We start from the raw sequence: 22,435 nt of genomic DNA on the forward strand, positions 1-22,435 counted from the left end.
GGCCCCTGGCTGTCACACCGGTGTCCTGCGGACTACGCGTCGAACGCCTCGGCGATCAGCGCGGCCTGCTCGGCCTGGTGGCGCTTGGCGGAACCCACGGCCGGCGACGAGGAGTGCGGCCGCGAGATGCGGCGCAGGCGCTCGCCGTGCGGCACGTCGGCGCCGACGGACAGGTCGAGGTGGTCGATCAGGTTCAGACCCAGGAACGGCCACGCACCCTGGTTCGCCGGCTCCTCCTGCACCCACAGGTACTTGCCCGCGTTCGGGTACTTGGCGATCTCCGCCTGCAGTTCCTTGCCGGGCAGCGGGTACAGCCGCTCGATACGGACCAGCGCCGTGTCGAACGCGCCGCGCTTGACCCGCTCCGCCTCCAGGTCGTAGTAGACCTTGCCGGAGCAGAAGATGACCTTGGTGACGTCCGCGGCCTTCGCCGCGTCGTCCGAGATCACCGGCCGGAAGCCGCCCGTGGTGAACTCCGCCGTCTTCGACGACGCCGCCTTCAGACGCAGCATCGACTTCGGGGTGAAGACGACCAGCGGCTTGTGGTGCGGGTTGTGCACCTGCCAGCGCAGCAGGTGGAAGTAGTTCGACGGGAGCGTCGGCATGGCGACGGTCATGTTGTTCTGCGCGCAGAGCTGGAGGAAGCGCTCGATACGGGCCGAGGAGTGGTCCGGGCCCTGGCCCTCGTAGCCGTGCGGCAGCAGCAGGGTGACGCCGGAGGTCTGGCCCCACTTCTGCTCGGCCGAGGAGATGAACTCGTCGACGACGGTCTGCGCGCCGTTGGCGAAGTCACCGAACTGCGCCTCCCACAGGACCAGCGCCTCGGGGCGGGCGAGCGAGTAGCCGTACTCGAAGCCCATCGCCGCGTACTCGCTCAGCAGCGAGTCGTAGACGTTGAAGCGCGCCTGGTCCTCGGACAGGTAGAGCAGCGGGGTGTAGTCCTCGCCGGTCTCCCGGTCCACCAGCACCGCGTGGCGCTGGCCGAAGGTGCCGCGGCGGGAGTCCTGGCCCGACAGGCGGACCGGGGTGCCCTCCATCAGCAGCGAGCCGAAGGCGAGGGTCTCGCCCGTACCCCAGTCGATCGTGTCGTCCTCGACCTGGGCGGCGCGGCGCTGGAGCTGCGGCAGCAGGCGCGGGTGGACGGTGACCCGCTCGGGGATGTTGACCTGGGACTCGGCGATCCGCTTGACGACCTCCTGGGAGATCGCGGTGTCCACGGCGACCGGGAACTCGGCCTGCGGCTCCGGCACCTCGGGGGTGGCCGGGGCGGTGGTGGCCTCGCGGACCTCCGTGAAGACCTTCTCCAACTGGCCCTGGAAGTCCTGGAGCGCCTGCTCGGCCTCCTCCAGCGTGATGTCGCCGCGGCCGATCAGCGACTCGGTGTAGAGCTTGCGCACCGAGCGCTTCTTGTCGATCAGGTCGTACATCAGCGGCTGCGTGAAGCCCGGGTTGTCGGTCTCGTTGTGACCGCGGCGCCGGTAGCAGATCAGGTCGATGACGACGTCCTTGTTGAACGCCTGGCGGAACTCGAACGCCAGCCGTGCGACGCGGACGACGGCCTCGGGGTCGTCACCGTTGACGTGGAAGATCGGCGCCTCGATCATGCGGGCCACGTCCGTGGCGTACATGGAGGAGCGGGCCGACTCCGGGGCGGCGGTGAAGCCGACCTGGTTGTTGATGACGATGTGCACCGTGCCGCCGGTGCGGTAGCCGCGAAGCTGCGACATGTTCAGCGTCTCGGCGACGACACCCTGGCCCGCGAAGGCCGCGTCACCGTGGAGCTGGACCGGCAGGACGGTGAAGTCCGTACCGCCCTTGCCGATGATGTCCTGCTTGGCGCGGGAGATGCCCTCGACGATCGGGTCGACCGCTTCGAGGTGCGAGGGGTTGGCGGCCAGCGAGACCTTGATCTGCTCGCCGTCCAGGCCGGTGAAGGTGCCCTCGGCGCCCAGGTGGTACTTCACGTCGCCGGAGCCGTGCATCGACTTCGGGTCGAGGTTGCCCTCGAACTCGCGGAAGATCTGCGCGTACGACTTGCCGACGATGTTGGCGAGGACGTTCAGCCGGCCGCGGTGGGCCATGCCGATGACGACCTCGTCCAGGCGCGACTCGGCGGCCGAGTCGATGACCGCGTCCAGCAGCGGGATGACGGACTCGCCGCCCTCCAGGGAGAACCGCTTCTGGCCGACGTACTTCGTCTGGAGGAACGTCTCGAACGCCTCGGCGGAGTTTAGCCGGCGCAGGATGCGCAGTTGCTCCTCGCGCTCCGGCTTGGAGTGCCCGCGTTCGACCCGGTCCTGGATCCACTTGCGCTGCTTGGGGTCCTGGATGTGCATGAACTCGATGCCGGTGGTGCGGCAGTACGAGTCGCGCAGCACGCCCAGGATGTCGCGCAGCTTCATCATGGTCTTGCCGGCGAAGCCGCCGACGGCGAACTCCCGCTCCAGGTCCCACAGCGTCAGCCCGTGCTCGATGATGTCGAGGTCGGGGTGCTTGCGCTGCTCGTACTCCAGCGGGTCGGTGTCGGCCATGACGTGGCCGCGCACCCGGTAGGCGTGGATCAGGTCGAAGACCCGGGCCGCCTTGGTGACGTCGTCGTCGTGGCTGACGTCGATGTCGCGCAGCCAGCGCACCGGCTCGTAGGGGATGCGCAGCGACTTGAAGACGTCGTCGAAGAAGTCGTTCTCGCCGAGCAGCAACTGGTTCATGATGCGCAGGAACTCGCCGGAGGCGGCGCCCTGGATCACGCGGTGGTCGTACGTGCTGGTCAGCGTCATGACCTTGGAGATGCCCAGCTTGTTCAGGGTGTCCTGCGAGGTGCCCTGGAACTCCGCCGGGTAGTCCATCGCGCCGACGCCGATGATGAGGCCCTGGCCGGGCATCAGGCGGGGCACGGAGTGGACGGTGCCGATGCCGCCCGGGTTGGTCAGCGACGCGGTGACTCCGGTGAAGTCGTCCATCGTCAGCTTGTTGTTGCGGGCGCGGCGGACGATGTCCTCGTACGCCTGCCAGAACTCGAAGAAGCTGAGCGTCTCCGCCTTCTTGATGGCCGCGACGACGAGCTGGCGGTCACCGTTGGGCTTGACCAGGTCGATGGCCAGACCGAGGTTGACGTGCTCGGGCTTGACCAGCGTCGGCTTGCCGTCCTTCTCCTGGAAGGAGTGGTTCATCGACGGCATGGCCTTGAGGGCCTGCACCATCGCGTACCCGATGAGGTGGGTGAAGGAGACCTTCCCGCCCCGGGCGCGCTTGAGGTGGTTGTTGATGACGATGCGGTTGTCGAACAGCAGCTTCACCGGGACGGCGCGCACGGACGTGGCCGTGGGCAGCTCCAGAGAGGCGTTCATGTTCTTCGCCACGGCGGCGGAGGGGCCACGGAGGGTGACCAGTTCCGGGCCTGCGGGCGCCTCGTCGGCCTTCACATCGTCCTTCTTGGCAGCGGGCTTGGCGGTCTTCGCGGGTTCGGCCTTCGCCGGGGCGGCCTTGGCGGGCGCCGGGGCGTGCGCGGCCGGCTGGGCCGGAGCGGCGGGCCGCGCGGCGGGGGCCGCGGGCGCGCTCGGTGCCGCGGGGGCGGCCTGGGCCGTCCCGGCGGCCGGAGTGGCGGGGCTGCCGTCACTCGCCGGGGCCGGCGCGGTGGCGCCCGCTCCTGGCTTGTAGTCGGCGAAGAAGTCCCACCAGGCTCGGTCTACCGAGTTCGGGTCCTGGAGGTACTGCTGGTAGATCTCATCGACGAGCCACTCATTCGGACCGAACGCGGCAGCAGGGTTCTTTCCCTGCCCCTCTTGGTCAGTCGAAGTGCTCGAGCTGTTGGGGGACTGTGGCGACACGGCGGCAACCGCCCTCTTCCGCTTCCTAAGGTGGTGGACAGCGGGAATAAAGGCTACGCCTCTCCGGACCTCTGGTGCAGTCCGGGGCCGTCAGTCGTCGTGCACGTCACATTCGGCCGTGGGTTTCGGGGCATGACGGGGCGGGAAACACACCAGGTTCGCCTGTACTCGGGTACGCGGCATCGCCGGCGCACACCGGACCGGGTGCTTCCACCACCGACCCTACGACACCCGGCGTCAGCCCCGGGCGGAATCACTCCCCGGAAGAGTGACGCGGATGCGGCAGCCGCGAGGTGATTCGGCCACCCGGATCCGGCCCCCGTGCAGATCCACCGCCCAGCGCGCGATCGCCAGGCCCAGCCCCGTACCGCCGTCGCTGCCCGGCCCCGACGTCGCCGGATCGCCCCGGTTGAACCGCTCGAAGACGTGGTGCCACTCGGCCTCCGGGATGCCCGGGCCCTCGTCCTGCACCTCCAGCTCCAGGCCACCGGGCGTCTCGCCGCCCCGCGCCAGCACCGTGACCCGGCCGTGCCGCGGACTGTGCTTGACGGCGTTGTCGATCAGGTTCGCCACGACCTGGTGGAGCCGCTCGGCGTCCGCGTACGCCGTCAGCTCCGGCGGCGAGACGTCCAGATGCAGATGGACGTCCGTACGGGTGTGGGTGCCGGAGCCGGCCGGCCCCGAGAGCGTGGCGGCGCCGCGGCTCATGTTGGCCTCCTTGAGCACCCCCGACAGGTACGGCCACACCTCGAAACGGCGGGCGTGCAGCGGTACCACCCCGTTGTCCAGCCGGGACAGGTCGAGGAGGTGCTCGACCAGCCGCCCCAGCCGCTCGGTCTGCTTCAGGGCCGTACGCATCGTCTCCGGATCGGGGTCGCAGACCCCGTCCACCACGTTCTCCAGGACGGCGCGCAGGGCCGCTATCGGGGTGCGCAGCTCGTGCGAGACGTTGGCCACCAGCTCCTTGCGGTGGGTGTCCACCGCCTCCAGGTCGGCGGCCATCCGGTTGAACGCGTCGGCCAGGTCGCCGAACTCGTCGCGCCGCCCGCCGCGCACCCGGCGGGTGTAGTCGCCGTCCGCCATCGCCCGGGTCACGTCCGTCATGTCGTCCAGCGGCGCCGTCAGACCTTGCGCGACGAACTGGGTGACCAGCAGCGAGGCGATGATCGAGAAGACCGTGATGACCCGCAGCTCGGTGTCGGAGTGGATGGCGACGAACACCAGCAGGGTCGTGATGATCACCGAGACGATGACCAGCGCGCCGAGCGCCGCCTTGACCGAGCGGTACGGGTCCAGCGGGCGCAGCCCCTCCCAGACCCGCCGCCAGAACGGGGTCCAGACCCGCTCCCGCAGACCGCCCAGCCCGTCCCACGGGCGCTCCCCGGCCCGGCCGCGGGCCCGGCGGCCGGCCCGTTCCTGCTCGGCGGCCGGCCGGCGGCGGGCGGGGGCCGTCATACCGGCGGGGTCTCCAGCGCGTACCCGACGCCGTGCACCGTACGGATGCGCTCCGCGCCGATCTTGCGGCGCAGCGCCTTGATGTGGCTGTCGACCGTACGGGTGCCGGACGCGTCCGCCCAGTCCCACACCTCCGCCAGCAACTGCTCGCGGGAGAGCACCGCGCGCGGCGTGTTGGCCAGGCACACCAGCAGGTCGAACTCGGTCGGCGTCAGATGCACGTCCGTGCCCCGCACCCGCACCCGGCGCTGCGCGTGGTCGATCTCCAGCTCGCCCAGGCGCAGGATGCCGCTGCGCGGCGTGTGCGCGGCCAGCGCGGCGCGCTCCACGCGCCGCAGCAGCACATGCACCCGGGCCGCCAGCTCCCGCATGGAGAACGGTTTGGTCATGTAGTCGTCCGCGCCGACACCGAGGCCGACCAGCATGTCCGTCTCGTCGTCGCGCGCGGTGAGCATCATGACGGGCACCGGACGCCGCGCCTGCACCCGGCGGCACACCTCCAGCCCGTCGAACCCCGGCAGCATCACGTCCAGGACCAGCAGGTCCGGCTGCCACGCCTCGGCGGTGTCCACCGCGGCCGGGCCGTCGGTGGCCGTCTGCACCTGGAAGCCCTCGGCGCGCAGCCGGGCCGCGATGGCGTCCACGATCGTCGGGTCGTCCTCCACGACGAGGATCCGGCGCTGGGCGCCGGGCGTGGCCGCGGCGGTGCCGCCCTGGGTGGTCTGCGTCTGATCCATCGCCCGCCCCTGCGTGTCCCCGTGCTGCATGGTCGCGTACTGCTGGGCAGCAGCGTAAGGGCAGGCCATGACCCTCGGCTACGCGCCCTTGCGCGCGAGGTGCACCACGTCGGGGACGCCTCGGACAACGGGGATCTCTTCGGTACGTACGCCGGTGAACCCGGCATTTCGCAGAGCTTCTTCGAACACGGACGACGGCTGCGCCGACCACACGGCGAGCACGCCCCCGGGCGTCAGCCGGTCCCGGCAGGCCGCGAGACCGGCGGGGGAGTAGAGACCGCCGTTGTCCTCCGTGACGGTCCACTCCGGGCCGTTGTCGATGTCCAGACACAGCGCGTCGAACGTGCGCGGCCCCGCGCCGTCCCGCACGTACGCGACCAGATCGGCGGCGACGACCTCGGTACGGGGATCGGCGAGCGCCGCCCCCGACACGGCGGACAGCGGCCCGGCACGGTGCCAGTCGATGACCGCGGCCTCCCGCTCCACCACCGTCACCCGACCCCAGCGGGCCTCCTCCACCGCCCTGACCAGAGAGAACCCCACCCCCAGCCCGCCGATCAGCACACCGGGAAGCGGCCTTTCGTCCTCCAGCTCCGCCAGCGCGGCATCCACCAGCAGCCGCTCGGACCGCCCGTCCGAGGTGTCCATCAGAAAACACCCGTTGGCGATGATCTCGAAGTGCTCGCCCCGCTGCCGCAGGACGACCTCGCCGTACGGGCCCTCACGGCGGTCGAGCACCCGCGGCCCACTGCCGGGCTCGGGCGGGCCGGGTACGTGCACGGAGACAGGCATGGCGTGCGCGGGGTGAGTCATGGCGGCCATCCTGACCAAACGATGCGGGACGGGTCCAGCCGCCCGGCGACCGCCCACCGCCTCGTGACGCACGTCACGGACACAGCTCGCTCATGGGTTGAGCGTGCAGGCTGTTCCCCACGTAGATCCTCAGTGGACCGCCGGCGTCCGAGCGGCCGGCACGCCACGCGGGCACACACGACCGAGGGGGCGGACGTGCCGGCCGGCGCCTTCGGCGCCACGAGCGGAAGGAACCAGGCACCAGTGAGCCGGCCGAACACGGCGAACGCCACACCCGACGGGGGAGCCCTCCTCACCCGAACGGTCTCTTGCGCGGGAACGCGGGGCGGGGAGAGCGAGGCCGAGGGGGCGCCCGCCCCGGCCCTCGACGTCGCACCGAACCCGGCCCCGGCCCCGGCCCCGGCCCCGCCCCCGGCTCTCGGCCCCGTACCGGCAGCTCGGCCGATACGTCCGGCGCGGCCGATCCATCCGGCATGGCCGGTACGGGGGTTCCGGTCGGTGCGGCGTCGCTGCCCCAGGCCCTGGCGCCTGCTCCCCGGCCCCCTGAGCACCCCTTTCACCTTCGCCTACACCCTCCTCCTGACCGCGACCTCGATCTTCGCCGAGCACGCCGACCCCGAACTGGTCCACGCCCTGCTCCGGGGCTCCAGTACGGATGTCGAGCACCTGGCGCACGCGCCGCTGCGGGTGCTCGTCGCCAGTGCCCTGTGGATCGCCGGCGGCCTGACCTCCGCGTACGCCGTCGCCTTCCTGTTCGTCCTGACGGCCCTGGAACGCCGGGCCGGCGCGCTGCGGACGGCGGCGGTCTTCTTCGGCGGCCACACGCTCGCGACCCTCGCCACCGAACTGCCGGTCGGCGCCGCGGTGGCCCTCGGCCACCTCCCCGCCGCTTCCCTGCAACGCCTCGACTACGGCATCAGCTTCGGCGTGATGGCCTGCACCGGCGCGCTGGCGGGCCTGCTGCCGGCCTGGGCCCGGTGGCCGCTCCTGATGGGCGTCACCTGGTTCGCCGTCAACAACCTGCTGGTCTCCGAGGACCCCGTCAGCGACTCGGGCCACCTTCTCGCCCTGATCCTCGGGACGCTCGCCGGGCCTCTCCTGCGACGCCCCCGCGGGCCTCGTCCGGCGGCGATTGTCAGTGGCCGTTGCTAGCTTCTTGAACACGCTTCTCCATGGCTTCACGGGGAGGTGGAGCGAGGGTTGCACCCGGCTCGGGAGGCCGGGGCCCCGCTCCGTCAGGAAGAGGCACCCACCATGCGAATGATCTTCGTCAATCTGCCGGTCAAGGACATCGCCGTCTCCCGCGAGTTCTTCACCCGCCTCGGCTTCGCGTTCAACCCCGACTTCTCCGACGAGCACACGCTGTGCATGGTCGTCGAGGAGAACATCTGCGTCATGCTCCTCCAGGAGAACCGCTTCCGGGACTTCATCAACGGCGACATCAGCGACGCCGCGAAGACGAAGGAAGTCCTCACCTGCCTGTCCTGTGACAGCCGGGAAGAAGCCGACGACATCCTCGCCAAGGCGCTGGCGGCCGGCGCGAGCCCCTGGAAGCCGCCCATGGAAGAGGGCCCCATGTACGGCGTCAGCTTCCAGGACCCCGACGGCCACGTCTGGGAACTCATGCACATGACCCGGACCTGAGCACCCCACAGCGGCGGAACAGCCGCCCACGCTCCGGCCTTCCGCAACCACGCCTCGCGTAGCGGCACTGTCCTCGTACGGCTACGGTCAGGTGGCGTGTAGCGCTGAGTAATGGCCTGCCCCTGCGCGGTACCGGGGAGCGAATTCTTCCTCGATGAACCGTTCGAGGGAGGTGGGGGTGGATGTGCGGGCGGTACGCGGCTGCTCCATACGCATGTGACGGGAGTTAACGGCTTCGCCGACCTCGGCCATCATGTCCGCGACGTTGACGGACACCCCCTTGCTGCGGAGTGCCGCAGGGAAGTCGGCGAGGCTGGTCCGCTCATAGGTGAAGTCGTCCGCACCCACAGCGTTCGCGATCACGCCCACGGCTTCCCGCATGCTCACGTCGCGTTCCCCTTGGAGCTCCAGGACCTCCGTACCGTGCCAGGTCCCGGTGGCGAGTTCCTCCCCTGCTCGGGTCCCGACATCGGAAGGTGGCTGACCGTCCACTGCGCCCGCGGGTCGTCGCACGTGCCGGCGACGATCCGGGAGGCCGCATCCCGGCGGTCCCTGGCCGCGAAGTCGCGGACCTGGTCGAGCGGCCCGGAGCGGTCACCTCGCCGGACCACGTCCTCTAGTACACGTAGTGGGTGACGTTGTTGCCGATGGGCCAGGCGACCACCGTGACGGAACTGGGCTGGGGGCGCGGTCGTGAGAAAGCCGGGTATGGCAGTAATTGTTCCGGTTTTCGTTCACCGGCATAGGGGCCCGGCGCCGACCTCCTGCAGCGCCACCGCCGCGTGGTTCGCGGCCAGGGACTCGATCTCCGATCGCCAGGTCAGGTCGTTGTCTGAGCCGTGCATGTTGTACGTGGCGAACGGCGAGGTGCCGTCGTTGTCGACGGCCTGCGCCGCCGGGGCGGCCACCGTCACGTTCACGGCGAGTGCCGCCAGGGCGGCGACCACGGCGACGGACCACCGCCGCAACGGGTTCCGCGCCGCCAGGTGGATGTGTCTCGCCAATCAGGCATCAAGCGCCCTGGCTGTACGGGAACAGGGCCGTGGCCCCTGGCCGCACGACCTCGTTCCCCACGGGGCGAGCCGCGCCGAAGGCGCCGGACGCCGCCCCTGCCAGGTGAGCCCCGCCCATCCCGAGCGCCGGCACAAGCCCGTCCGGCGCTTGAGGGCACCGGAGCCCCGCCCCCAGCGGCCGGACAGCCGAACAGCCGCCGGTGGGTGATCGCTCACAGCGAACAGGCGCGGGGGAACATCTCCCACCTCACACGCATTGAGTGAGTACAGCTCAACTTGCCTGCCGAAGGGGAGATCATGGCTTCGACGTCCACCTCGCTCACTCTGCCCGTACTGCCCCTCGACGACGAGGTCGTCCTGCCCGGCATGGTGGTCCCCCTGGACCTCTCGGAGGCGGACGTGCGGGCCGCCGTGGAGGCCGCGCAGTCCGCTGCCTCACCGGGTAACAAGCCGCGGGTGCTCCTTGTGCCGCGGGTCGACGGCGCGTATGCGGCGATCGGCGTGCTGGGCCGCGTCGAGCAGGTCGGACGGCTGTCCGACGGCGACCCCGGCGCGCTGATCCGCGGCCTCGGCCGGGTCCGTATCGGCGCGGGCACCACCGGCCCCGGCGCCGCCCTGTGGGTGGAGGGCACCACCGTCGAGGAGACGGTGCCCGAGCCCCTGCCCGGCGCGGTCACCGAGCTGGTCAAGGAGTACAAGGCCCTGGCCACCGACTGGCTCAAGAAGCGCGGCGCCTGGCAGGTCGTGGACCGCGTCCAGCAGATCGAGGACGTCTCGCAGCTCGCGGACAATTCCGGCTACTCACCGTTCCTGAGCACCGAGCAGAAGGTGCGGCTGCTGGAGACCACCGACCCGGTGGCCCGCCTGAAGCAGGCCACCGAGGCGCTGCGCGAGCACCTCGCCGAGCAGGACGTGGCGGAGGCCATCGCCAAGGACGTCCAGGAGGGCGTCGACAAGCAGCAGCGCGAGTTCCTGCTGCGCCGCCAGATGGAGGCCGTCCGCAAGGAGCTGGCCGAGCTGAACGGCGACCCGGAGGACGAGGGCGACGACTACCGCGCCCGCGTGGAGGCGGCCCGGCTGCCCGAGGACGTCCGTAAGGCGGCGCTCAAGGAGGTCGACAAGCTGGAGCGGTCCAGCGACCAGAGCCCGGAGGGAAGCTGGATCAGGACCTGGCTGGACACGGTGCTGGAGCTGCCGTGGAACGAGCGCACGGAGGACGCGTACGACATTCCCGGCGCCAAGGAGGTCCTGGACGCCGACCACGCCGGTCTGGAGGACGTCAAGGAGCGCATCACCGAGTATCTGGCCGTGCGCAAGCGGCGCGCGGACCGCGGCCTCGGCCTGGTGGGCGGCCGCCGGGGAGGCGCCGTGCTGGCGCTGGTCGGCCCGCCCGGCGTCGGCAAGACCTCGCTGGGCGAGTCCGTGGCCCGCGCCATGGGCCGCGAATTCGTCCGGGTCGCGCTCGGCGGCGTACGGGACGAGGCGGAGATCCGCGGCCACCGGCGTACGTACGTCGGCGCGCTGCCCGGCCGCATCGTGCGCGCCATCAAGGAGGCCGGCTCGATGAACCCGGTCGTCCTCCTGGACGAGATCGACAAGGTCGGCTCGGACTTCCGGGGCGACCCGGCCGCGGCCCTCCTCGAAGTCCTCGACCCGGCGCAGAACCACACCTTCCGGGACCACTACCTGGAGGTCGAGCTGGACCTGAGCGACGTGGTCTTCCTGGCCACGGCCAATGTCCTGGAGGCCATCCCGGAGCCGCTGCTCGACCGTATGGAGCTGGTCAGGCTGGACGGCTACACCCAGGACGAGAAGGTCGTCATCGCCCGGGACCACCTGCTGCCGCGCCAGTTGGAGCGGGCCGGTCTGGAGCCCGGCGAGGTCACGCTCACGGACGGGGCGCTGCACAAGCTCGCGGGTGAGTACACCCGCGAGGCGGGCGTACGGAATCTGGAGCGGGCCGTCGGGCGGCTGCTGCGCAAGGTCGCGGCCCAGAGCGAACTGGGCGAGCGTGCGCTGCCGTTCACGGTGGGCGTGGACGAGCTGCGTCCGCTGATCGGGCGGCCGCACCACACCCCGGAGTCGGCGCAGGACCCGGCCGAGCGGCGCACGTCCGTGCCGGGCGTGGTCACCGGTCTCGCGGTCACCGGCGCGGGCGGCGACGTGCTGTACGTGGAGGCCTCGCTCGCCGACCCGGAGACCGGCGCGTCGGGGGTCCAGCTCACGGGCCAGCTCGGTGACGTGATGAAGGAGTCCGCGCACATCGCGCTGTCCTTCCTGCGCTCGCACGGCGCGGAACTGGAGCTTCCGGTCGGCGACTTGAAGGAGCGCGGCGTCCACCTGCACGTACCGGCGGGCGCGGTCCCGAAGGACGGCCCGAGCGCGGGTGTGACGATGACGACGGCACTGGCCTCGCTGCTCTCCGGGCGGCAGGTGCGCCCGGATGTGGCGATGACCGGTGAGGTCTCGCTGACCGGGCGGGTGCTGCCGATCGGCGGCGTCAAGCAGAAACTGCTCGCGGCGCACCGGGCGGGCATCACCACCGTGGTCATCCCCAAGCGCAACGAGCCGGACCTGGACGACGTGCCCGCCGAGATCCTGGAGAAGCTGGACGTCCACCCGGTCTCCGACGTCCGCCAGGTCCTCGACCTGGCCCTGACCCCGGCCGGGGCCGCGGCCACCCCGGCGGCCGCGGTCACTCCGGAGGTCCCGGCCGACCCGGAGGTCCCGGCCGCGGCGTGACGGACGCGGTCGGCCACGGCGGCCCGGCGCCCCCTGACACGGGGGCTCCGGGCCGCGCGTGGCCCTGTCACCGTGCGTATCGTTGTCCTGCGCGCCTGCCCGCACATCGCGGCGGCGGGGGAGAGCGCACGGTGACCATCGAGCGGATCGGCAACAGGATCGAGATCGAGATGGCCGACAGCGACAAGCTCAGCCCGGACATGATGTTCGACTGGCTGGAGCGGATGCCCGTCCCCGAGGGCTACAAGCCAGAGATTGTCGAGGGGAACATTTTCCTGTCGCCGCAACGGGCCAACCACTGGCACATCATCCTCGATCTCGTCATGCAGCCACATGCCAGGTACCCGAAGAAGCACATCGTGTCGGACGTGCGCTTCGACTTCCCCCGCGACCTCAACGGCTTCGCCTCCGATGTGATCGCACTGCGGGGCGGCGCCGAGGAAGACGACAAGGGGCGCCGGCGGTACCAGGACATCGAATTCGTCGCCGAAGTCGTCTCCAGGAACACGGCGCGCAACGACCACGGCCCCAAGCGGGACGCCTACGCGCTGGCGGGCGTGCCCGTCTACCTCGTCGTGGATCCGTAGCTCGGTCAGTGCCACCTCTTCACGGACCCCAAGGACGGTACGTACCGGCTCGGCCCGGCCATCAGGTTCGGCGATCCGGTGGATCTGACCGGCACGGCCGTCGGCCCGACGCTGGAGACGGCGGACTTCGGCCGCGAGTGACGGCGCACGCTGATCCGGGCCCCGGCGCACTCCGCGCCGGGGCCCCGCCGTCGCCCCCCAGAGCAGAGACGTGCCCATGCCGACATGTCCGGTCCGGCCCTGCCGGAGACGCGGCGACGACGGTCCGCGCGTAGCGGCCGGAGGGGGCAAAGAGGGGAGCCGGGCGTCCGTTGGTCTCATCCTGCGAAATACTGGACAAGCTGCGGCTTCGGCCGCCGCCGGTGGAAACTTTCACGGTCCGGAAAGCGGGAGAGGGCGCTGACGTGCACAACACCAGACCCGACGGCATGGCGGGGGCGGACGAGCCCCATGGTGTGGACCAGGTGTTCCTCTCCCTGGAGCGGGAGTTGGCGGTCTTCCTGCGCCGTGCCCGCGCCACCTCCGGTGAGCTGGCACGCGAGGTGCACCCGGAGCTGGAGTCGGCCGCGTACGGCCTGCTCGTACGCCTCGCCGACGCCGGGCAGCAGCGGGCCACCGAACTCGCCGGTTACTTCGGTGTGGGCAAGGCGACGATGAGCCGGCAGTTGCGCGCCCTGGAGGACCTCGGCCTGATCGACCGCGAGCCGGACCCGGCCGACGGGCGGGCCGTGCTGGTCCGCCTCACCGACGAGGGGCGCGAACGGTTCGGCCGCGTACGCAACAGCCGACGCGCCCAGTACGCGCGGCGGCTCGCCTCCTGGGACCGCCGCGAGGTCGCGGAACTGGCCCGCCTGCTGCACCGGTTGAACGCGGAGCAGGACGCGGAAGAGGGCTGCGGGAAGGGCTGCGGGAGGGGCTGAGAGCCCCCGGGCCGGGGGCCTCCCGCCACTTCCGGAGAGAGGCGGCCGCCTCCTCCGCGGGCGGCCGCTTCCGCTCCGGCAGGGACGGGCTCCGTACGGCTACGCCTTCGGGTGCAGCCGCAGCGGGAGGCGGCGCAGACGCCAGGCGCCGGGCTGCCGGATGCGTTCCTGTTCCTCCAGTTGTTCCGGGGTGACGGCGAGGGCCAGGCCCGGGTAGCGCGCGAGCAGCTTGCCGTAGGCGACCTCGGCCTCCTGCCGGGCCAGCGACGCGCCCAGGCAGTAGTGCATCCCGTGCCCGAAGCCGACGTGGTCCTCGGCGCGGCCCGCCGGCTGCCGCGTCAGGTCGAGCCGCTCCGGCTCGGTGTAGTGCCGCGGGTCGTGGTTGGCCGCGACGAGGCTGAACATCAGGGCGTCGCCCTGGCGGACCTGGACACCGGCGACCTCGATGTCCTCGGAGGCGTACCGCAACTGGGTGGCCTGGATCGGCCCGCACCAGCGCATCAGCTCGTGGACCGCGCGCGGCAGCAGCGCCGGGTTCTCGTCCAGCAGACGCCGCTGGTCGGGGTGGGTGAGCAGGGCGACCGTGCCGTTGCTGATGAGGTGGGCGGTGGTCTCGTGACCGGCCAGTACCAGCGTCAGGACCATGGTGACCATCTCGACGTCGCTCAGCTTGCCGCCGTCGTCGTCCTGCACCCGGATGAGCCCGCTGAGCAGGTCGTCCCGGAGGGCCGCGCGCCGCTCGGCGATCACCTCGTGGATGTGTCCGATCAGGTCCGGCACGCTGACGCCGATGCGCTTGGGGTCCAGCGAGGCGAGGTCGGCACCGAAGCGCCGCCACAGCGCCCGGTCCTCCTCGTCGATGCCGACCAGCTCGCAGATGACCGTGATGGGCAGCGGGTACGCGAAGTGCTCGATGAGGTCGACGACGCCGTCCTCGGCGCGCGCGGACAGCCGGTCCAGCAGCTCGTCGGTGATCCGCTCGACGCGGGGCCGCAGGTCCTGGATGCGGCGGGCGGTGAAGGCGCGCGAGACCAGGCGGCGCAGCCGGGTGTGGTCCGGCGGGTCACTGGTGAGGATGGTGCCCGTCACGTACTGGGCCAGGTGCTCGGGGATGCCGAACAGTTTGAGCAGCCGGGAGCGCGGGTCCTCGTTCTCGGCGATGCCGGGCACCAGGGACGGGTTGTTGAGGAAGCGGGGGTCGCGCATGACCTCGCGCACCACGTCGAAGCGGGTGACCAGCCAGATGGGCGAGTCGTCGAGGAAGCGGGCGCGGACGAGCGGGGCCTGCTCGCGCAGCCGGCCGTAGCCGGTGTACGGGTTGTCCAGCAGGTCCGGTTCCATCAGGCTCGGCTCGCCCGGGTGCAGGCCGACGTAGGTGGGCAGCGGGGCGGTGGTGGTCGAGGCGGAGGCGGTGGAGCCGGGCGGGGTGGCCGCTGCGGACCCGGTGGGCGATGTGGTCATCGTGCGTTCTCCTCCTGATCAGGGTGTGACCGGGGGTCACTGGCGGAGCTGGCGCCGTAGTTCCTGCCGGCTCAGCTCCTCCAGGCGCTCGTAGCGCGTGATGATGGCGGGAGCCACCGCGGCGGTGCTCCGTGGGTCGGGCTCGCCGTGCGGCTCCAGCGCGGTGCGGATCGTGTGGGACAGCAGGTCGGCCCGCTCCTCCGGGCAGGACGGGGCGCGTTCGGAGAACAGCACCTCGGCCTGGAAGAAGCCGGTCGCCGCCGCCATGCAGATGTACATCTGCTGGTCGACGCCCAGGTCTTCGCGCACCAGGCCGTGGGCGCGCAGGGTGGACAACTGTGAGCGCAGGGTCTCGGTGCTCGCGACCACCAGCTCGGCCAGTTCCTTCTTGGCGATGTCGTTCAGGCGCCCGAGGATGTCGGAATCGTCGAGGTGGAGGGCGCGCAGCACCGGGTCGTCCATGAAGTCCAGGAGCGACGCGCGCAGGCCCCGGCTGGGCAGGATGTTGCGGCTGTCGGCCCGCATCCGTTCCGACTGTCTGCGGTGGTCGGCCGCCTTGGCCCGCAGGACCACGGCGAGCAGCAGCGCGTCCTTGTTCTTCCAGTGCAGGTAGACGGTGCCCTTGCCGACGTCCGCGCGGCGGGCGATCTCGTCCGCGGTCACGCGGCGGTAGCCCCAGGCGAGCAGCAGCTCGCACGCGGCGTCCAGGATGCGTTCGCCCCGCTCCGTACGCTCGTCGGCGTGCACGGTTCCTCCCCCTGACTCTGTGACCAGATGTCGAATCTGGTCACAGAGTCAAAGCTAGGCCGGGCGGAGACTGTCGGACAACGCGGTTTCCAGCCGTACGCCGCGTTTCCGGCCACGCTTGCCCGCCAACTGCCGCCCCACCACGCCGGGTTACGGCTCGACCAGGACCACCGTCGCGTCGTCGTGGGACTTGCCGCGCGGGAACCGCACCCCCGCCGGGTCGGCGTCCTCCAGGGTCCGCACCCGGTCGACCAGGGCTTGTGGCCCCTCTTTGCGCGCCACCGCGAGGCAGTCCGCCCATGAGCCCTCGCCGAAGACCTCGACCCACCGTGACGCGCCGTCACTGAGCGCGGCCACCGCCCGCACTTCGGCGCGCGGCAGGGAGCCGGTGACCGCGCGTGCGGCCACCGCCGGGTCGGCCGCCGCGGTGAAGAAGCCGCCCTCGGTGTTGCGCAGCGCCTCGACCGCCGCTCCGTACTCGCGGCCTGCGGCGACGCGTTCGGCGGAGCCGCGCGGCAGGGCCCGTACGGCGTCGCGCAGGGCCCGCACGGTGGGCGGCAGTTCGTCCAGGCGGGTGTCCAGAATCGGCCGCACCGTACCGTCCGGGTGCTCGACGAGCAGTACGGAATCGGACAGGACCAGGTACTCGACGGTGGCCGGCGACCACCGGACGGCCACCACGGTTGCCTGGGGCGTGCGGACGTGAGAAAGGTCACAGGTGGAGCGGTGAACTTCGGCCGTCCGGGAGATGGCGGCCGAAAGTGCCTCAGGGAGCGTCATATCCCGGAATGAACCGGACAGTTCCAGCATCGCGCCCCCGAGCCGCGCGGTGTACCACGGCACGTCGTGCGTACAGCCGGTGTCGTCCGGCGGCGGGGTCACGCCGTCCAGGAGGACCAGGGTCCCGCCCTGGCCGGAGGCGGGCAGGGCGACGGACGTGTAGTCCTCGTTCGGGTGTTGGGGGTCTCCCGGCTCGGTGGCCAGTTCGATGCGCATGACGGCAAGTCTGCCGCAGCGCGTCCGGTTTCCCGCGGTGTGCGGACTTCGCCGGGCTCGGGGACGTATCGGCAGGTCAGAGGCGCGCGACGGGGCTGGAAATCGCGGTCGCCGAACGTGCGGGCGCGCATCTTTCCAGGAGCCGCACGGTTCTCCAAACCCGCTCGGGGGTTGCGCGGGGTTGCATCGCCGAGCGGCCTTGATCGGAAGTTGATGGTCAACTTCCGATTGATGTTCACTCATTCGAGTGGCCGGGTGTACGTTGCCGGGCCGCTGCGCGATGCCGGTGGAATGGTCGTGGCCCGGATCATGGGAGGCGCCTGAACACTCGTCGCGACGCGCAGAGCCGGGCTGCTTCCCTCGCGGACGTGTGAATGCTGCGGTCTTCGCACAGGTACGCGCCGCGAGCGAGAGCGAACCGGGTCCGCGGGACCACACGGTGTGGGCAGGCGAGACAGGAATGCGAGCAGCGGTGCGGAAGAAGCGGCTTCGGGACGGCGCGGTCGGGCCGGGATCACCGGCCGGTTCGTTTTCGGGTACGGCTCCGGGCGTGCCACCGGGGGCCGGTGCGCCGCCGGCCGCGGGCCTGCCGTCGGGCACCGGTACGCCTCCGGTCGCCGGTACGGCTCCAGGGGGCCGTGACGCCTTCCAGGCCGGTGCTCCTCTCATGACCGGTGCCGTGCCGGGCAACACCGCGTTCGGGGCCCCGTCCGGTACGCCCGCGCCCGGGAACGCCCCCGACGGCGCCGCTCCCCACCCCCGTACGCAGAACCCGGGCGGAGCCGAGGCCGGGACCGGGCCGACGCCTGCCCCCGCAACCGGTCCGAAGCCCACCCCCGACACCGGCCCGGCACCCGCTCCCGGCACGGCCGGCCTCAAGAGCAGCCCCAAGGCCGCCCCGAAGGGCAGCCCCAAGGCCGGCCCTGAGAGCAGCCCCGAGGCCGGCCCCGAGACCAGCGCCGAGCACCCTCCGGAGCGCGGCCCGAAGTCCACCCCCGCGCCGCCCCCGCCCGTTGCCGCCCCCACCGGCCGTCGCGCGCGGGTGCGCAACCGGCTCGTCGGTGCCGTGGCCGTGGCAGCGCTCGCCGTGCTCGGGGCCGGCGCGCCCGCCGTCGTCTCCGCCCTGGACGACGTCCACGACTCCCAGCAGCTCGTCGACCTGGCCGGGCTGAACGCGCACGCGGTCACCCTCGCGCACTCCCTCGCCGACGAGCGCGACGCGATGACCGAGTACGTCGCGGGCGGGCGGTCCGCCAAGTCCGGCGGCGCCGGGATCTCGGAGTCCCAGCGGGCCCGCGTGGACCGACAGATCAGCGAACTGCGCGCCGCGTCGCACGGTGCCGCCGGCGCCACCGAGACGTACCGGGCGGCCGACCGGCTTCTCACCGCGCTGCCGCGGACCCGCCAAAAGGCGCTGTCCGGACCGGGCCAGGTCACCGAGACCTTCGACGCCTATACGGCCGCCGTGCAGGCGCTCGGCGCGCTCTCCGACGCCATCGCCCGCGACCTGCCCGCCCGCGCGAGCGACGTCGCCCCGGACGTACGGGCCCTGCCGCAGCTCGGCCGCGCCACCGACCAGGCGGCCGCGGCCCGCGCCCTGCTCGTCCCGGCCCTCGCCGCGGGCGGCCCGCAGGCCCGGCTGACCGCCGCCGCACAGCAGGCGGTCGTCCGCGAACAGGCCGCGCTGGCCGCCTTCAAGCAGTCCGCGAGCCCCAAGGGACGGGACGCCTACGACCGCACCGTCAACGGCGGCGACGTGGCCACCGCCGAGGGATATCTCGCCAAGCTCACCGACCAGCCGCGCCTGGACCTCGACGACCAGCGGCTGAGCAGCGCGCGCGTGAAGACCGCGCTCACCGCCCGGCTCGGCCTGATGCGCGGCGTCGAGGCGTCGATGGCCACCGCCGACATCGACCGGCTGGGCGCGCTGCGCGACGACGACGTGACGGCGCTGGAGATCCGTATCGCCCTGGTCGGCGTCTGCCTCCTGCTGGCGGTCGGCGCCAGCGTCTCCGCGTGGCGCTCGGTGACCCGGCCGCTCGCGGCGCTGCGGCTGGGCGCCGCGCGGGTGGCGGCCGACCCGGCGGGCGAGGCGCCGGTGGCGTTCAAGGGCCGCAACGACGAGTTCGCCGACGCCGTACGGTCCGTCAACGCCCTGCACGCCCAGGTGGGCGAGGTCACGCGCCGGGTCGCCGAACTGGAGGGCGAACGCGGCCGACTGATCGGCGGGCGCCGGCGGCTGGCCGCCGAGCGCGAGGTGCTCCAGGAGGAGCGGGAGTCGCTGCGCCAGGAGGTCGCGGTCCTCACCGAGCGGATGGCGGCGCTGCGCACCGGCGTGCACGGCCGGTTCGTCAACCTGGGGCTGCGCACGCTGAACCTGGTGGAGCGCCAGTTGACCGTCATCGAGTCGCTGGAGCAGAAGGAACAGGACCCGGACCGGCTGGAGACCCTCTTCAAGCTGGACCACTTCGCCGCCCGGATGCGGCGCAACAGCGAGAACCTGCTGGTGCTGGCCGGTACCGAGCACGGCGCCGGGCACCCGGGGCCGGTGCCGCTGCTGGACGTGCTGCGGGCCTCGATCAGCGAGATCGAGCGGTACGAGCGGGTCCGGGTGCAGTCGCTGCCGCCGCACTCCCAGGTCGCCGGATTCGCCGCCGACGACATCAGCCACCTCGTCGCGGAACTCCTGGAGAACGCCACCGCGTTCTCCCCGCCGGACTCCCACGTCGAGCTGTCCGGCTGGCTGCTGGAGAGCGGCGAGGTCATGCTCTCCGTGCAGGACGAGGGCATAGGGATGACCGCGGAGCGGCTGGCGGAGCTGAACGACCGCCTCGCGGACGCGTCCGGGAGCGACGACAGCCTGGACACGGCGGACGAAATCCTCGGGCTCGGTCTGTACGTCGTCGTACGGCTCGCCGCCCGCCATGGGGTGCGCGTACAGCTACGGGACCAGAAGCAGGGCGGGATCACGGCCGTCGTCGTGCTGCCCGCGGCCCTGCTGCCCACCCGCCCCGCGCCGGGCTCCGTCGCGCCCTCGCCGCCCGGCGGGAGCGGCGTCCAGAACCTGCCCGGCTCGGTCGCCGAGGCCAACTCCAACACGCTCCAGACGCGGCTGCCGCGCCTGGAGCGGGGCGAGGCGGACGCCGAGCCGCCGTCCGTGCACACAGACACGGACGGGTACGGGGACGCGGACGAGGACGCGGACGGCGTCCCGGGCGCGGGCCCGGGGGTGCCCGGTGACGCGTCCCCGGAACCGGCCGCGGCGGACGGCGCGGCCGTCGGTACGGGGCCGGCCGCGCCGGACCCGGTCGGCGACCCCTTGGTGGCGGCGGCGGAGCGCGCCGTGGGCGCGGCGGGCACCGCCACGCCGGGAACGGGCGAGGGAACGGACACGGGTACGGACGTGGCCGAGGCCCCGGCCGCCGGTCAGCCGAGCCCGTACGGACCCCAGTCGCCCGGCCCGTACGCCAAGGGCGCCCCGGACACCGACGAGCACGCCCGCTCCCGGGACTCGGCGCGCCCCGCCGTACCCGGAGCGGCGGCTCCCACCGCGGACACGACCGGTGGACCCGGCGCGGCCGGGCCGTACGCCGCGGGGCCGTACGCCGCCGGAGCCGGTGAGCGCGCCGCGGCGCCCGCCGACGAAGGCGCCGACGCGCCGCGCCGGCCCCGGCTGACCGACCAGGGCCTGCCCAAGCGCACGCCCCGGATCGTGGCGCAGAAGCCGCCCGCCACACCCCGTACGGGCAACGCGGCGGCCACCGCCGAGTCGCTGCGGGCCCGGCTCGGCGGCTTCCAGCAGGGGGCGCGGGACGGCCGGCGCGACGTCGAGGCCGAGATCGCGGAACGTACAGCGGAGCAGACCATCCCACAGACGGACACCGACGGAGCGGGGGCCCCGGGACAGAGCCACGTTGTCGAGGAGGCACGCGATTGAAGGCGCAAGCGCCCACTGCTTACGGACTGAGCAGTGAGGCACGGAATCTGCACTGGTTGCTGACCAACCTGGTCGACGAGGTGCCAGGCATCCGTTCGGTGGCCGTGGTCTCCTCCGACGGGCTGCTGCTGCTCTCCTCCGACCCGGGAGCGGTCGCCGCGGCGGCCCCGGCGGGGCGGCCCGGCGCGCCGGCGGGGCCCCGCGGGTCCAGCGCGGACCTCGCCACCATCGTCTCCGGGCTGGGCAGCCTCACCACGGGTGCCGCCAAGCTGATGGACGGCGGAACGGTCAAGCAGACGATGGTCGCGATGGACGAGGGCAGTCTCTTCGTCATGTCGGTCAGCGACGGCTCGCTGCTCGGGGTGCACGCCACCCCGGACTGCGACATGAGCGTCATCGCCTACCACATGGCGCTGTTCGTCGGCCGGGCCGGCCATGTCCTGACCCCCGAACTCCGCAGCGAGCTGCGCAAGTCGATGGAGAGCGCCCAGTGAGCACCGCACCCGAGCTGCCCGTACGCGGCGGGGACAGGAAACCCTCGCGCGTGCGCCCGTACTCCCTCACGGGCGGGCGCACCCGCTTCGGCCATGTGCTGCTCGTGGAGACGTTCGTGGCGGCGCTGGACGCTCCCGAGGAGCGGCGGGAGCTGACGTCCGGCGGCTGGGGCGACCGGGTGATGCCGGAGATGCGGGCGATCGTGGAGCTGTGCCGCCGGATGCGTTCGGTGGCGGAGATCTCCGCGCTGCTCAAGATGCCGCTGGGCGTGGTCCGCGTCCTGCTCAGCGACCTCGCCGACCAAGGAAAGATCCGCGTCTACGGCACCGGGCACGGCACCGGTCGGCCCGACCGCGCGCTGCTCGAAAGGGTGTTGGGTGGACTTCGCAGGCTCTGACACGATGACGGCCGGTACGGCCGGGGTGGCCGGAGCGCCTCACGGGTCCGCCGACGCCGGGGCGCCGGCGGCCGCCGAGGAAGCGGGGCTGCAGAGCTGGCAGACGGATCGTTCCCGGGCCCCCATCGCGACCAAGATCGTCGTGGCGGGCGGCTTCGGCGTGGGCAAGACGACCTTCGTCGGCTCGGTCTCCGAGATCACCCCTTTGCAGACCGAAGCGGTGATGACGCAGGCCAGCGAGGGCACGGACGACCTGTCCGCCACCCCGGAGAAGACCACGACCACGGTCGCGATGGACTTCGGGCGGATCACCCTCGACTCCGACCTGGTGCTGTACCTGTTCGGCACGCCGGGGCAGCAACGTTTCTGGTTCATGTGGGACGACCTGGTGCGCGGCGCGATCGGCGCCGTCGTCATGGCCGACACCCGGCGGCTGGACGACTGCTTCCCGGCGCTGGACTACTTCGAGAGCTGCGGCCTGCCGTACATCGTCGCGGTCAACCACTTCGAGGGGACGGCCGAGTACGCCGTCGAGGACGTACGCGAGGCGCTGACCGTGCCGCCGCACGTGCCCGTCGTGATCATGGACGCGCGCCGCCGGTTCACGGTCATCGAGTCGCTGCTCGCGCTCGTCGCCCACGCCCTCGACGCCACTCCCGAATAG

General features: G+C 72.2%; 18 protein-coding genes and 1 pseudogene. 10 read left to right on the forward strand and 9 right to left on the reverse strand.

Features of this window, described 5'->3' with window-relative positions:
* Nucleotides 1–32: 32 nt before the first annotated feature.
* From ACH4EB_RS25940 to ACH4EB_RS25955, 4 genes are all read right to left on the reverse strand, one after another.
* Nucleotides 33–3,827 carry a multifunctional oxoglutarate decarboxylase/oxoglutarate dehydrogenase thiamine pyrophosphate-binding subunit/dihydrolipoyllysine-residue succinyltransferase subunit gene (locus tag ACH4EB_RS25940; RefSeq protein ID WP_398350093.1) on the reverse strand — a complete coding sequence of 1,265 codons (3,795 nt, stop codon included), beginning with the start codon at nucleotides 3,825–3,827 and terminating at the stop codon, nucleotides 33–35.
* Nucleotides 3,828–4,064: 237 nt separating this feature from the next.
* Nucleotides 4,065–5,282 (reverse strand): sensor histidine kinase, encoded by a 1,218-nt coding sequence (locus ACH4EB_RS25945; protein WP_398350095.1) that lies wholly within the window; start codon nucleotides 5,280–5,282, stop codon nucleotides 4,065–4,067.
* Complete coding sequence (locus ACH4EB_RS25950) at nucleotides 5,279–6,019, reverse strand: response regulator transcription factor (protein WP_031001263.1); 741 nt, start codon at nucleotides 6,017–6,019, stop codon at nucleotides 5,279–5,281. Before ACH4EB_RS25950 ends, ACH4EB_RS25945 begins: the two co-directional genes overlap by 4 nt.
* Nucleotides 6,020–6,097: 78 nt before the next feature.
* Nucleotides 6,098–6,832: a spermidine synthase gene (locus ACH4EB_RS25955; protein ID WP_398350096.1), complete on the reverse strand. Its 735-nt coding sequence runs from the start codon at nucleotides 6,830–6,832 to the stop codon at nucleotides 6,098–6,100.
* 498 nt (nucleotides 6,833–7,330) lie between these two features.
* On the opposite strand from ACH4EB_RS25955, the gene ACH4EB_RS25960 reads away from it, so the two are divergent.
* Nucleotides 7,331–7,984 carry a rhomboid-like protein gene (locus ACH4EB_RS25960; RefSeq protein ID WP_398350097.1) on the forward strand — a complete coding sequence of 218 codons (654 nt, stop codon included), beginning with the start codon at nucleotides 7,331–7,333 and terminating at the stop codon, nucleotides 7,982–7,984.
* Nucleotides 7,985–8,086: 102 nt separating this feature from the next.
* Nucleotides 8,087–8,476, forward strand: a complete 390-nt coding sequence (locus ACH4EB_RS25965) for a VOC family protein (protein ID WP_398350098.1) — start codon at nucleotides 8,087–8,089, stop codon at nucleotides 8,474–8,476.
* Between the two features lie 87 nt (nucleotides 8,477–8,563).
* Here ACH4EB_RS25965 and ACH4EB_RS25970 read toward each other — a convergent pair whose 3' ends face one another.
* Nucleotides 8,564–8,863, reverse strand: a complete 300-nt coding sequence (locus ACH4EB_RS25970; protein WP_398350100.1) for a hypothetical protein — start codon at nucleotides 8,861–8,863, stop codon at nucleotides 8,564–8,566.
* Nucleotides 8,864–8,952: 89 nt separating this feature from the next.
* Between ACH4EB_RS25970 and ACH4EB_RS25975 the strand changes: the two genes are divergently transcribed.
* Nucleotides 8,953–9,096: a hypothetical protein gene (locus tag ACH4EB_RS25975; protein WP_398350102.1), complete on the forward strand. Its 144-nt coding sequence runs from the start codon at nucleotides 8,953–8,955 to the stop codon at nucleotides 9,094–9,096.
* A gap of 114 nt (nucleotides 9,097–9,210) precedes the next feature.
* Here the strand turns inward: ACH4EB_RS25975 and ACH4EB_RS25980 are convergent, their stop codons facing one another.
* Complete coding sequence (locus ACH4EB_RS25980) at nucleotides 9,211–9,480, reverse strand: hypothetical protein (RefSeq protein WP_398350103.1); 270 nt, start codon at nucleotides 9,478–9,480, stop codon at nucleotides 9,211–9,213.
* A 306-nt stretch (nucleotides 9,481–9,786) separates the two neighbouring features.
* Here ACH4EB_RS25980 and lon point away from each other — a divergent pair, with 306 nt between their 5' ends.
* The 3 genes and pseudogenes from lon (at nucleotide 9,787) to ACH4EB_RS25995 (ending at nucleotide 13,738) form a co-directional block, all read left to right on the forward strand.
* On the forward strand, nucleotides 9,787–12,231 hold the full coding sequence (gene lon, locus ACH4EB_RS25985; protein ID WP_398350104.1) for an endopeptidase La: 2,445 nt from the start codon (nucleotides 9,787–9,789) through the stop codon (nucleotides 12,229–12,231).
* A 170-nt stretch (nucleotides 12,232–12,401) separates the two neighbouring features.
* Nucleotides 12,402–12,959: pseudogene (locus ACH4EB_RS25990) on the forward strand (Uma2 family endonuclease).
* 287 nt (nucleotides 12,960–13,246) lie between these two features.
* Nucleotides 13,247–13,738, forward strand: a complete 492-nt coding sequence (locus ACH4EB_RS25995) for a MarR family winged helix-turn-helix transcriptional regulator (RefSeq protein ID WP_398350144.1) — start codon at nucleotides 13,247–13,249, stop codon at nucleotides 13,736–13,738.
* Between the two features lie 99 nt (nucleotides 13,739–13,837).
* Here the strand turns inward: ACH4EB_RS25995 and ACH4EB_RS26000 are convergent, their stop codons facing one another.
* The 3 genes from ACH4EB_RS26000 to ACH4EB_RS26010 form a co-directional block, all read right to left on the reverse strand.
* Entirely contained in the window at nucleotides 13,838–15,199 is a 1,362-nt protein-coding gene (locus ACH4EB_RS26000) for a cytochrome P450 (RefSeq protein WP_398350105.1), read from the reverse strand.
* Nucleotides 15,200–15,235: 36 nt separating this feature from the next.
* On the reverse strand, nucleotides 15,236–15,946 hold the full coding sequence (locus ACH4EB_RS26005) for a TetR/AcrR family transcriptional regulator (RefSeq protein ID WP_398350107.1): 711 nt from the start codon (nucleotides 15,944–15,946) through the stop codon (nucleotides 15,236–15,238).
* A 150-nt stretch (nucleotides 15,947–16,096) separates the two neighbouring features.
* Nucleotides 16,097–16,942 carry a protein phosphatase 2C domain-containing protein gene (locus tag ACH4EB_RS26010; RefSeq protein WP_398350108.1) on the reverse strand — a complete coding sequence of 282 codons (846 nt, stop codon included), beginning with the start codon at nucleotides 16,940–16,942 and terminating at the stop codon, nucleotides 16,097–16,099.
* Nucleotides 16,943–17,609: 667 nt separating this feature from the next.
* Between ACH4EB_RS26010 and ACH4EB_RS26015 the strand changes: the two genes are divergently transcribed.
* The 4 genes from ACH4EB_RS26015 to ACH4EB_RS26030 are packed head-to-tail and all read left to right on the forward strand — an operon-like array spanning nucleotide 17,610 to nucleotide 22,435.
* Nucleotides 17,610–20,879, forward strand: coding sequence for a nitrate- and nitrite sensing domain-containing protein (locus tag ACH4EB_RS26015; protein WP_398350109.1), 3,270 nt, complete (start codon nucleotides 17,610–17,612; stop codon nucleotides 20,877–20,879).
* Nucleotides 20,876–21,373: a roadblock/LC7 domain-containing protein gene (locus ACH4EB_RS26020; protein WP_398350110.1), complete on the forward strand. Its 498-nt coding sequence runs from the start codon at nucleotides 20,876–20,878 to the stop codon at nucleotides 21,371–21,373. Before ACH4EB_RS26015 ends, ACH4EB_RS26020 begins: the two co-directional genes overlap by 4 nt.
* A complete protein-coding gene (locus ACH4EB_RS26025) occupies nucleotides 21,370–21,771 on the forward strand; it encodes a DUF742 domain-containing protein (RefSeq protein WP_398350112.1) in 402 nt (133 codons plus the stop codon). Before ACH4EB_RS26020 ends, ACH4EB_RS26025 begins: the two co-directional genes overlap by 4 nt.
* Before the next feature lie 4 nt (nucleotides 21,772–21,775).
* Complete coding sequence (locus ACH4EB_RS26030; protein WP_398350113.1) at nucleotides 21,776–22,435, forward strand: GTP-binding protein; 660 nt, start codon at nucleotides 21,776–21,778, stop codon at nucleotides 22,433–22,435.

Source organism: Streptomyces sp. NPDC018045 (assembly GCF_044327445.1).
GTDB lineage: Bacteria > Actinomycetota > Actinomycetes > Streptomycetales > Streptomycetaceae > Streptomyces.

Excerpts from the sequence above, each read along its gene's own strand:
- ACH4EB_RS25945 (WP_398350095.1), bottom strand. The coding sequence starts at position 5,282 with ATGACGGCCCCCGCCCGCCGCCGGCCGGCCGCCGAGCAGGAACGGGCC.
- ACH4EB_RS25950 (WP_031001263.1), bottom strand. The coding sequence starts at position 6,019 with ATGGATCAGACGCAGACCACCCAGGGCGGCACCGCCGCGGCCACGCCC.
- ACH4EB_RS25955 (WP_398350096.1), bottom strand. The coding sequence starts at position 6,832 with ATGACTCACCCCGCGCACGCCATGCCTGTCTCCGTGCACGTACCCGGC.
- ACH4EB_RS25965 (WP_398350098.1), top strand. The coding sequence starts at position 8,087 with ATGCGAATGATCTTCGTCAATCTGCCGGTCAAGGACATCGCCGTCTCC.
- lon (WP_398350104.1), top strand. The coding sequence starts at position 9,787 with ATGGCTTCGACGTCCACCTCGCTCACTCTGCCCGTACTGCCCCTCGAC.
- ACH4EB_RS25995 (WP_398350144.1), top strand. The coding sequence starts at position 13,247 with ATGGCGGGGGCGGACGAGCCCCATGGTGTGGACCAGGTGTTCCTCTCC.
- ACH4EB_RS26000 (WP_398350105.1), bottom strand. The coding sequence starts at position 15,199 with ATGACCACATCGCCCACCGGGTCCGCAGCGGCCACCCCGCCCGGCTCC.
- ACH4EB_RS26010 (WP_398350108.1), bottom strand. The coding sequence starts at position 16,942 with ATGCGCATCGAACTGGCCACCGAGCCGGGAGACCCCCAACACCCGAAC.
- ACH4EB_RS26015 (WP_398350109.1), top strand. The coding sequence starts at position 17,610 with ATGACCGGTGCCGTGCCGGGCAACACCGCGTTCGGGGCCCCGTCCGGT.
- ACH4EB_RS26030 (WP_398350113.1), top strand. The coding sequence starts at position 21,776 with ATGACGGCCGGTACGGCCGGGGTGGCCGGAGCGCCTCACGGGTCCGCC.